Raw genomic sequence first — 9190 nt, 5'->3', positions numbered from 1 at the left:
CCGTGTCTTACGCCGATGGCGTGGCCCGCGCGGCGCCGTCCGTGGTGAACGTGTACACCACCAAGCACGTCAATGTGCCGTTGGTGCCGCTGCCCGATGACCCGGTGCTGCGCCAGCTGTTCGGGCAAGTGCCCGGCATGAGCCGGCGGCAGGCCACGACCAGTTTGGGGTCGGGAGTTATCGTCAGCCAGGACGGCCATGTGCTGACCAACTACCACGTCGTGCAGGCGGCCGACGCCATCGAGGTGGCGCTGGCGGACGGCCGGCGCGACACGGCAAAAGTGGTGGGCGCGGACCCGGACACGGACCTGGCGGTACTGAAGCTGAGCTCATTGCGCACCTTGCCGGTGGCCACGCTTGCGGCCGACCGGGGCTTGCGCGTGGGCGACGTGGTGCTGGCGATAGGCAACCCGTTTGGCGTGGGCCAGACCACCACGCAAGGCATTGTGTCGGCGTTGGGGCGCAACGGGCTTGGGCTGAACACCTACGAGAACTTCATCCAGACCGATGCCGCCATCAACCCCGGTAATTCGGGCGGTGCGCTGGTTGACGCGCAAGGCAATCTGGTGGGGATCAACACGGCGATCTATTCGGAATCAGGCGGGTCGATGGGCATCGGCTTTGCCACGCCGGTGGAGATTGCGCGCAAGGTCATGGACGACATCGTCAAGACGGGTTCGGTCAAGCGCGGCTGGTTGGGCGTGGAGCCGCAGGACGTGACGCCCGAGCTGGCGCGCGCGTTTGAGCTCAAGGGCGAGACGCGGGGCGTGATCATTGCCAGCGTGATGCGCGATGGCCCCGCCGCGCGCGGCGGCCTGCGCGTTGGCGATATCGTGCAATCGGTCAATGGCAAGCGCATGGCCGATACGTCGCAGCTGTTGTCCGAGATAGCGCAGCTGCCGCCCGGCCAGCGCGCCACGCTGGGCATCTTGCGCGCGGGCAAGCCTGCCGAAGTGGCGGTGGTGGTGGGCACGCGCCCGGGCAAGCCGCGCTAGCCATGGCGCCAGCCACAACGCTAGCCATTGCGCGACTTATCCGCTAACAGTCGAACCACCGACAGCACGGCCCGCTTCGTGGTGTCGGGCTGGTGTTGCAGGATGGCGCCGATTTCGGCGCAGTAGCCGTCCACCACGGGCTTGCACGACTTTGGCATGGCGGGCGGCTGCGAGCCGTACCCGGGCGGCAGGCTGCTGGCGCCCGATTCCGTGGGGCCCAACACGCCGTCGCTAAGCCAGGGCACGCTGGTGTCCAGCGCTTTGGCCAGACGTAGCAGCGTCGTGCGGGACGGCGAGTAATCTTTCCCACGCGTTAGGATCCGATGGATGCAGGATTGCGGCACGCCGGAAAGGCGCGCCAACTGGTTTTGACTATGGATGCCACGCCACCGCATCAGGGCGCGTAGCCTTTGAGCAGGCGACATGCCTGCAATGTAGAGTCGCGCGCGGCAGCCCACAAGGGTGAAACAGTCCTATACCGGCCCCCTTTGTGCGATGCGCGAGGCAAAAACGCAAAGGGCCGCCGAAGCGACCCTTTCAGACGATGCCATGCCAGCCGGTGTCAGTGCCGTTCGGTTAGCGAATCGGACACGGCGTCGTCGGCCGCGCCGGGCTTGGGCTGCACCATGCGGGCGCAGATCAGCCCCACTTCGTAAAGCAGGCAAAGCGGCACGGCCAGCATGAACTGGCTGACCACGTCCGGCGGCGTGACCACCGCCGCGATGATGAAGGCGCCGCCCACCACGTAACCACGCGCGGCCCGCAGCTTGGACAGCTCGACTATGCCCATCTTCACCAGCAACACCACGGCCACGGGCACTTCGAACGTGATCCCGAATGCCATGAACATCGTCATGACGAAGCTGAGGTAGGCCTCGATGTCCGGCGCCGGGGTGATGGACTGCGGCGCGAACGTGGCAATGAAATGGAACACCGTGCGAAACACGACGAAGTAGCAGAACGCCATGCCCGCGATGAACAGGAACGTGCTGGAGACGATCAGCGGCAGCGCCAGGCGCTTTTCGTGGCGGTACAGACCGGGCGCCACGAAGGCCCACGCCTGGTACAGCACCACGGGCAGCGCCACGATGAAGGCCGCCATCATGGTGACCTTGACGGGCACCATGAACGGCGTGATGACGCCCGTGGCGATCATGCGCGTGCCTTCGGGCAGCGAGGCCAGCATCGGCGCGGCCAGCACGTCATAGATGGCCGAGGCGCCGGGGTAGATGAACAGCACGATGAACACGGCCACGACGGCGCCCACGGCGCGCAACAATCGGGTCCGCAATTCGACCAGGTGAGAGATAAAGGTCTCTTGCTGGCCTTCTTCTTGAGAGGCGTCCTGGGTCACGTCGGTGTTCCGGAGGGCGGGACGGGCTTGGCGGCGGGCGCGGCGTCGTCAGCGGGGGGCGCGCGGGGCGCCGGGGCGGGTTGTGATGGGATGGGCGCGGCAGGCGCCGTGGCGGTATCGGCCGCCGGCGGCAAGTCCAGGTCCAGGCTGTGGTTCTGGCTGGGCGGCGCGATGGTGCGGGCGGGCTCGGTGGCGGCTGCCAGCGGGGCTGCGGGCGTGGCGGCGGCGGCGGGCGCATCGCCCACGATCACCGGCGCGACCTTGCCATTGGCCTCGCGGGCCACTTCGTCCAGTTCGGCACGGAACTGCTGCACCGGTTCCTGCAAGGACGCGTGTGTTTCGTTCAGCGACTGCTGCACGCCCTGCGCGGCGTCTTCCATTTCGCTTTTGAATTTGCGCAGCTCGTCGATTTCGATTTCGCGCTGGATATCGGACTTCACGTCGTTGACGTAACGCTGCGCTCGCCCCAACAGGTGACCGACGGTGCGGGCAACCTTGGGCAGGCGTTCGGGGCCAATGACGATCAAGGCGACGACGCCGATCACCATCAGTTCAGTGAGGCTGACATCAAACATTCGACGGCCGCTCGGGAATTGAAGCAATAAGGGCCGGCCCCGTTGGGGGCGGGCCCGGGAGACGAGCCGGGGGCTCAGGAGTTGGTCTTTTCCTTGGCTTGCACGTCGATGGTTTCACCGGACACGCGCTGTTGCGCGATCGGGTCGGCGGGCTTGTCGCCGTTGGCGTCCTTCATGCCTTCCTTGAAACCCTTCACCGCACCGCCCAGATCCGAGCCGATGTTGCGCAGTTTCTTGGTGCCGAAAATCAGCGCCACGATGACCAGAACGACCAACCAATGCCAAATGCTGAAACTACCCATGATGTTTCTCCGAATTACGCGGTGGGGGCCACGCGTCCTTTCCAGGGTCGCGAGCCGCCGATGATGTGGAAATGCAAATGCGGGACTTCCTGGCCGCCTTCGACGCCAGAGTTGATCATGATGCGAAATCCGCCATCAGGGCCCGGACGGCAACCGTTTTCGGCTGCTAGCCGCGGCGCCAACGACATCATTCTACCCAACCAACCTGCGTCCTCGGCCGTAATATCCTGCATGGATGTGACATGACGTCGAGGGATCAGCAGCAAATGTACCGGTGCTGCCGGATTGATATCGTGAAATGCAACAAAGTCCTCGTCCTCATAGACCTTCTTGGACGGGATGTCGCCAGCGGCGATCTTGCAAAAAAGACAGTTGTCGCTCATTTTCCGGGCTCCGGGGTCAGTCTTTGGGGCGGCTGGCTTTTTCCGCCAGGCCCGACAGGCCTTCGCGGCGGGCCAATTCGGCCAGTACGTCTTCCGGCCGCAGCTTGAAGTGCGTCAGCGCGACCAGGCAGTGAAACCACAGGTCGGCCGTTTCGCTGACGATGCGATCCGGCACGCCGTCTTTGGCGGCCATGACCAGTTCCGTGGCTTCTTCGCCGATCTTTTTCAGGAAGGAATCGGGGCCCTTGGCCAGCAGCTTGGCGGAATAGGACGCGGCCGGGTCGCCGCCGTTTTCGGGGCGGCGGGTTTCCAGCGTGTCGGCGATGCGTGCCAGGATATCGGCGGCGCTTAGCGTTTGATCGGTCATTTGTAGATCAGTTCGGGGTCTTTCAGCACCGGGTCAACCGTGACCCAGGATGCCTGGTCCGTCGGCCCTTCCAGGCGGCGGAAAAAACAGCTGGCGCGCCCGGTGTGGCAGGCGATGCCGCCTTCCTGGTGCACTTTCAGCAAGATCACGTCGCCATCGCAATCCAGGCGCAATTCGTGCACTTCCTGCACGTGGCCCGACTCTTCGCCCTTGCGCCACAGGCGCTGGCGCGAACGCGACCAGTACACGGCGCGGCCGGTGGCGGCCGTTTCGGCCAGGGATTCGCGGTTCATCCAGGCGACCATCATGATCTGGCCGTTTTGGGCATCTTGGGCGATGGCGGGGATCAGGCCGTTTTCATCAAAGACGACGTCGGCCATCCAGGCGGGTTCGGTGCTCATAGTTAATCCAACCGTACGGTAATGCCTTGTTCGGCCATGAAGCGCTTGCACTCGCCAACGGTGTGCTGGCCAAAGTGGAAGATGCTGGCGGCCAGCACGGCGCTGGCGCGGCCGGTGGTGACGCCATCGGCCAGGTGTTGCAGGTTGCCCACGCCACCCGAGGCGATGACGGGCACCGGCACGGCGTCGGATACGGCGCGCGTCAATTCCAGGTCAAAACCGGACTTGGTGCCGTCGCGGTCCATGCTGGTCAAGAGAATTTCGCCCGCGCCGTAGGCGGCCATGCGGCGCGCCCAGGCCATAGCGTCCAGCCCGGTGGCCTTGCGGCCGCCATGGGTGAAGACTTCCCAGCGCGCGGGTTCGCCGTCGGCCGACACGCGCCGCGCGTCAATGGCCACCACCACGCATTGCGAGCCGTGGTAGTCGGACGCGGCGCGCACCAGTTCGGGGTTGGCCACGGCGGCGCTATTGATGCTGATCTTGTCGGCGCCGGCATTCAGCAGGCGCTGAATGTCGGACACCTGGCGCACGCCGCCGCCCACCGTCAGCGGGATGAAAACCTGCGACGCCACCTGCTCGATGATGGGCAGGATCAGGTCGCGGCCGTCGCTGGTGGCGGTGATGTCCAGGAACGTCAGTTCGTCCGCGCCTTGCTCGTTGTAGCGGCGGGCGATCTCGACGGGGTCGCCCGCGTCCAGCAGGTTGACGAAATTCACGCCCTTGACGACGCGGCCGGCGGTGACGTCAAGGCAGGGGATGATGCGGCGGGTCAGCGCGCTTGCTACGGGGGCGCCGGCCTCGGTGCTGCTGGGAGAGAGGGTCATTTTGCCAATTCGTCGGCGCGCGCCTGCGCGGCTTGGAAATCAAGCGTGCCTTCGTAGATGCTGCGGCCCAGGATGGCGCCTTCGACGCCCTCTTCCTCGACGGCGCACAGGGCTTCGATGTCCTGGATGCCGGCGATGCCGCCCGAGGCGTAAACGGGGATGCGCACGTGTTGGGCCAGGCGCACCGTGGCTTCGACGTTGACGCCCGACAGCATGCCGTCACGGCCGATATCGGTGTAGATGATGGCTTCGCAACCGTAATCTTCGAACTTCTTGGCCAGGTCCAGCACATCGTGGCGGGTCAGCTTGCTCCAGCCGTCGGTGGCGATCTTGCCGTCGCGGGCGTCCAGGCCAACGATGATCTGGCCGGGGAAAGCACCGCAGGCGTCTTGCAGGAAGCCCGGGTTCTTGACCGCGGCGGTGCCGATGATCACGTAGGAGATGCCGGCATCAAGGTAGCGTTCGATGGTGTCGAGGTCGCGAATCCCGCCGCCGATCTGGACGGGGATGTCGTCGCCGACGGCTTCCAGAATGGCCTTGATGGGCGCTTCGTTCTTCGGCTTTCCGGCAACGGCGCCGTTCAGGTCGACCAGATGCAGGCGACGCGCGCCTTGGTCGAGCCAACGGGTGGCCATGGCGGCGGGGTCTTCGGAGAACACCGTTGCATCGTCCAGGTCACCCTGGCGCAGGCGCACGCAGCGCCCGTCTTTGAGATCGATGGCGGGGATCAGCAGCATGGTGGGCAGCAAAAAAGAAAGAGGGGTTGAATGGGCTGGCGCTGTCGGCTCTATGCCTACGGCTGCCAGTCTACAAAATTGCGATACAGGCGCAAACCGTGCTCGGCGCTCTTTTCGGGGTGGAACTGCACCGCGAAAATGTTAGCCGCCGCCACTGCGCAGGTAAAGGCGACGCCGTAATCGGTTTCACCAACTGTCAGGCCGGAATCGTCCGGATCGGCGTAGTAACTATGGACGAAATAGAAGTGCGTGTCGTCCGGAATGCCGTCCCAGATGGGATGAGAGCGCGTCTGGCGGACTTTGTTCCATCCCATGTGCGGCACTTTGAGCCGTTCGGGGCGGGTGTCGGCCAGGCCCGCGTCGCCGGTGTCTGCCAGGCAGGCTTCGTCATCGGCGGGGATCAGGTCGGCGAAACGGGGGCCGGAAAAGCGGCGTACCAGGCCGGGGAACAAGCCCAGGCACGACGTGCCGCCTTCTTCGCTGGAATCAAACAACATCTGCTCGCCCACGCACACGCCTAACAGGGGCTTGTTGCGGGCGGCGCGCACGACGGCTTCGCGCAGGCCGGATTCATTCAGGGTCCGCATGCAGTCCGCCATCGCGCCCTGCCCGGGAAACACCACGCGGTCGGCCGCGTCGATGTCTTTGGGCTGGTTGCAGATGCGGACGTCCGCGTCGGGGGCGGCGAACTTCAGGGCGCGTGCGACGGAATGGAAATTGCCCATTCCGTAATCGACGATGGCGATAGTGGTCACTTCTTTTGCCTGCTGCGGTGGGGGTTGGCGAACGTTACAGCACGCCCTTGGTGGACGGCACCACGTCGCCCATGCGCGGATCGACTTCCATGGCCATGCGCAGGGCGCGGCCACAGGCCTTGAACACGGTTTCAGCCTGATGGTGGGCGTTGAAGCCGCGCAGGTTGTCGATATGCAGGGTGATGAGGGCGTGGTTGACCAGCCCCTGGAAGAACTCGCGCGTTAGGTCTACATCAAAATTGCCGATGTGGGCGCGCGTGAACGGGATGTGATATTCCAGGCCGGGGCGGCCCGAGAAGTCCACCACGACGCGCGACAGCGCTTCGTCCAGCGGCACATACGCGTGGCCGTAGCGGCGCAGGCCGGCCTTGGTGCCCACGGCCTTGGCAATCGCCATGCCCAGCGTGATGCCAACGTCTTCCACCGTGTGGTGCGCGTCGATGTGCAGGTCGCCCTCGGCCTTGATGTCCAGGTCGATCAGGCCGTGACGCGCGATCTGGTCCAGCATGTGGTCCAGGAAAGGCACGCCCGTGTCGATCGTCTGCTTGCCGGTGCCGTCGATGTTGATGGCCACGCGGATGCGGGTTTCGTTGGTGTTGCGGGTGATTTCTGCGGTACGCATGTTAAGCACTCAAAATCTCTTGCAGGGCAGCCAGCAAGGCGGCGTTCTCGGCCGGGGCGCCCACCGAGATGCGCAGGCAGTTCGCCAGGAGCGGATGGGCGTTGGAAAAGTTGCGAATCAATATTTTGCGCGTTTTCAGCGCAAGATGCACGGCGTTGCCGTCCAGCTTGCCGGAAAAGCGGGCGAGTACGAAGTTGCCGGCGGAAGGGAATACCCTGACGCCCGGCAAGGCGGCCAGCGCGTCGGCCAGCGGTGCGCGGTCGGCGCGCAGGCGCGCGGCCTGTGCGTCCAGCACGGGCTTGTGGCGCAACACCGCCATCAACGTGGCTTGCGTCAGCACGTCCAGGTTGTAGGGCGGGCGCAGCTTGTTCAGTTCGGCGATCCAGTCGGGGTGACCCGCCAGGTAGCCAAAACGCAGGCCAGCCAGGCCGATCTTGGACACCGTGCGCATCACGACCACGTTCGGCGCATCCAGCACCCGCGGCATCCAGGTGCGGTCGGCGAAGGGCTGATAGGCCTCGTCCAGCACCACCAGCCCGGGTGCGGCGGCGATGATGGCCTGCACGTCTTCGTCGGACCACAGGCCGCCGGTGGGGTTGTTGGGCACGGCCAGGAACACCACCTTGGGTTGGTGTTCGCGAATGGCGGCCAGCATCGCCGGCAGATCCAGGGTCAGGTCTTCGGTCAGCGGCACGCCGACAAAGCGCGCGTGGTCAAAGCGCGCCGCCATGTCGAAATAAACGAACGACGGCCACGGCGACAGCACCACGTCGCCCGGATTGCAGCAGGCCTGCACGACGATGTGGATCAGTTCGTCCGAGCCGTTGCCGAACAGCACGTCGGCCGCGCCGGGCACGCCGAACGCGGTCTTGACCGCCTGTTGCAAGGCAGAGAGGTCGGCGGCGGGATAGCGGTTCAGCGGGGTGTCCCGCACGGTGCGGGCGATATCGTCCCGCACCACGTCGGGCAATTCATACGGGCATTCCATCGCGTCCAGCTTGATGCAGCCATCCGCGTGCGCGACCGGGTAGGCGGCCAGCGCGCGGATGTCCGCGCGCACGGTGCCGTCGATGCAGCCAGCGACGCCTGCCGCCGGGGCCGCGCTCATGGTTTGTCGACCCGGTACTGGGCGCTGGCGGCGTGCGCTTGCAGGCCTTCGCCCAGCGCCAGTTCGGCGGCGATGCGGCCCAGCGTTTGCGCGCCCTGGTGCGACACCTGGATCAGGCTGGAGCGCTTTTGGAAGTCGTACACGCCCAGCGGCGACGAGAAGCGCGCGGTGCGGGACGTGGGCAGCACGTGGTTGGGACCCGCGCAGTAGTCACCCAGCGCTTCCGAGCTGAAACGGCCCATGAAGATGGCGCCGGCATGGCGGATCTTGGCGGTCCAGATTTCGGGCTGTTCGGTGGAAATTTCCAGGTGCTCGGGCGCGATGTCGTTGGCGATCTGGCAGGCTTCTTCCAGGCTTTGGACCTGGATCAGCGCGCCGCGATTGGCCAGGCTGACGCGCAGGATGTCGGCGCGCGGCATCGTGGGCAGCAGGCGCGCGATGGCGGCTTGCACTTCTTCGATGAACGCGGCGTCCGGGCACAGCAGGATGGACTGCGCCAGTTCGTCGTGCTCGGCTTGCGAGAACAAATCCATGGCGATCCAGTCGGCGGGCGTCTTGCCGTCGCAGATGACCAGGATTTCGCTGGGGCCGGCAATCATGTCGATGCCGACCACGCCGAACACGCGGCGCTTGGCGGCGGCCACATAGGCGTTGCCCGGGCCGACGATCTTGTCCACGGCGGGCACGGTGTCCGTGCCGTAAGCCAGGGCGCCCACGGCTTGCGCGCCGCCGATGGCGAACACGCGGTCCACGCCGCGGATGGCGGC

14 protein-coding genes are annotated in these 9190 nt (G+C 65.6%); 1 reads left to right on the top strand and 13 read right to left on the bottom strand.

Translation table 11 applies throughout. The annotated features are described in order from the left end of the window. The coding region (locus ACNPP0_RS22130; protein WP_448707014.1) for a trypsin-like peptidase domain-containing protein at positions 1 to 995 on the top strand (995 nt) is incomplete at its 5' end. A 20-nt stretch (positions 996 to 1015) separates the two neighbouring features. Here ACNPP0_RS22130 and ACNPP0_RS22125 read toward each other — a convergent pair. The 13 genes from ACNPP0_RS22125 to hisD all read right to left on the bottom strand — a co-directional run. After that, complete coding sequence (locus tag ACNPP0_RS22125) at positions 1016 to 1420, bottom strand: helix-turn-helix domain-containing protein (protein ID WP_448707013.1); 405 nt, start codon at positions 1418 to 1420, stop codon at positions 1016 to 1018. Between the two features lie 137 nt (positions 1421 to 1557). Then, complete coding sequence (tatC, locus tag ACNPP0_RS22120) at positions 1558 to 2349, bottom strand: twin-arginine translocase subunit TatC (protein ID WP_448707012.1); 792 nt, start codon at positions 2347 to 2349, stop codon at positions 1558 to 1560. Then, positions 2346 to 2924, bottom strand: a complete 579-nt coding sequence (gene tatB / locus ACNPP0_RS22115) for a Sec-independent protein translocase protein TatB (RefSeq protein WP_448707011.1) — start codon at positions 2922 to 2924, stop codon at positions 2346 to 2348. The genes tatC and tatB overlap by 4 nt, the downstream gene beginning before the upstream one ends. 74 nt (positions 2925 to 2998) lie before the next feature. Next, positions 2999 to 3226, bottom strand: a complete 228-nt coding sequence (gene tatA / locus ACNPP0_RS22110) for a Sec-independent protein translocase subunit TatA (protein ID WP_046805260.1) — start codon at positions 3224 to 3226, stop codon at positions 2999 to 3001. Positions 3227 to 3240: 14 nt separating this feature from the next. Continuing rightward, entirely contained in the window at positions 3241 to 3609 is a 369-nt protein-coding gene (locus tag ACNPP0_RS22105; RefSeq protein WP_448707010.1) for a histidine triad nucleotide-binding protein, read from the bottom strand. A gap of 16 nt (positions 3610 to 3625) precedes the next feature. Next, the gene (locus ACNPP0_RS22100; protein WP_046805262.1) at positions 3626 to 3976 is read right to left on the bottom strand and encodes a phosphoribosyl-ATP diphosphatase; all 351 of its coding nucleotides are present in this window, start codon (positions 3974 to 3976) and stop codon (positions 3626 to 3628) included. Then, entirely contained in the window at positions 3973 to 4377 is a 405-nt protein-coding gene (gene hisI, locus ACNPP0_RS22095; RefSeq protein ID WP_332609064.1) for a phosphoribosyl-AMP cyclohydrolase, read from the bottom strand. Before hisI ends, ACNPP0_RS22100 begins: the two co-directional genes overlap by 4 nt. A 2-nt stretch (positions 4378 to 4379) precedes the next feature. Continuing rightward, complete coding sequence (gene hisF / locus ACNPP0_RS22090; protein ID WP_448707009.1) at positions 4380 to 5201, bottom strand: imidazole glycerol phosphate synthase subunit HisF; 822 nt, start codon at positions 5199 to 5201, stop codon at positions 4380 to 4382. Then, a complete protein-coding gene (gene hisA, locus ACNPP0_RS22085; protein ID WP_046805342.1) occupies positions 5198 to 5938 on the bottom strand; it encodes a 1-(5-phosphoribosyl)-5-[(5-phosphoribosylamino)methylideneamino]imidazole-4-carboxamide isomerase in 741 nt (246 codons plus the stop codon). The genes hisF and hisA overlap by 4 nt, the downstream gene beginning before the upstream one ends. Before the next feature lie 56 nt (positions 5939 to 5994). Next, complete coding sequence (locus ACNPP0_RS22080) at positions 5995 to 6693, bottom strand: imidazole glycerol phosphate synthase subunit HisH (protein ID WP_104144701.1); 699 nt, start codon at positions 6691 to 6693, stop codon at positions 5995 to 5997. A gap of 34 nt (positions 6694 to 6727) precedes the next feature. After that, complete coding sequence (gene hisB / locus ACNPP0_RS22075; RefSeq protein WP_006216836.1) at positions 6728 to 7315, bottom strand: imidazoleglycerol-phosphate dehydratase HisB; 588 nt, start codon at positions 7313 to 7315, stop codon at positions 6728 to 6730. A 1-nt stretch (position 7316) separates the two neighbouring features. Continuing rightward, positions 7317 to 8423 carry a histidinol-phosphate transaminase gene (gene hisC, locus ACNPP0_RS22070; protein WP_332609058.1) on the bottom strand — a complete coding sequence of 369 codons (1107 nt, stop codon included), beginning with the start codon at positions 8421 to 8423 and terminating at the stop codon, positions 7317 to 7319. After that, a partial coding sequence (hisD, locus tag ACNPP0_RS22065; RefSeq protein ID WP_448707008.1) for a histidinol dehydrogenase occupies positions 8420 to 9190 on the bottom strand: 771 nt, incomplete at its 5' end. The genes hisD and hisC, both read right to left, overlap by 4 nt.

It is taken from the genome of Achromobacter semiaridum, from assembly GCF_053543755.1.
The sequence above is the reverse complement of the archived record's forward strand: the minus strand, read 5'-3'. Positions and strand labels throughout refer to the sequence as shown.

Excerpts from the sequence above, each read along its gene's own strand:
- ACNPP0_RS22125 (WP_448707013.1), bottom strand. The coding sequence starts at position 1,420 with ATGTCGCCTGCTCAAAGGCTACGCGCCCTGATGCGGTGGCGTGGCATC.
- tatB (WP_448707011.1), bottom strand. The coding sequence starts at position 2,924 with ATGTTTGATGTCAGCCTCACTGAACTGATGGTGATCGGCGTCGTCGCC.
- tatA (WP_046805260.1), bottom strand. The coding sequence starts at position 3,226 with ATGGGTAGTTTCAGCATTTGGCATTGGTTGGTCGTTCTGGTCATCGTG.
- ACNPP0_RS22105 (WP_448707010.1), bottom strand. The coding sequence starts at position 3,609 with ATGAGCGACAACTGTCTTTTTTGCAAGATCGCCGCTGGCGACATCCCG.
- ACNPP0_RS22100 (WP_046805262.1), bottom strand. The coding sequence starts at position 3,976 with ATGACCGATCAAACGCTAAGCGCCGCCGATATCCTGGCACGCATCGCC.
- hisI (WP_332609064.1), bottom strand. The coding sequence starts at position 4,377 with ATGAGCACCGAACCCGCCTGGATGGCCGACGTCGTCTTTGATGAAAAC.
- hisF (WP_448707009.1), bottom strand. The coding sequence starts at position 5,201 with ATGACCCTCTCTCCCAGCAGCACCGAGGCCGGCGCCCCCGTAGCAAGC.
- hisA (WP_046805342.1), bottom strand. The coding sequence starts at position 5,938 with ATGCTGCTGATCCCCGCCATCGATCTCAAAGACGGGCGCTGCGTGCGC.
- hisB (WP_006216836.1), bottom strand. The coding sequence starts at position 7,315 with ATGCGTACCGCAGAAATCACCCGCAACACCAACGAAACCCGCATCCGC.
- hisC (WP_332609058.1), bottom strand. The coding sequence starts at position 8,423 with ATGAGCGCGGCCCCGGCGGCAGGCGTCGCTGGCTGCATCGACGGCACC.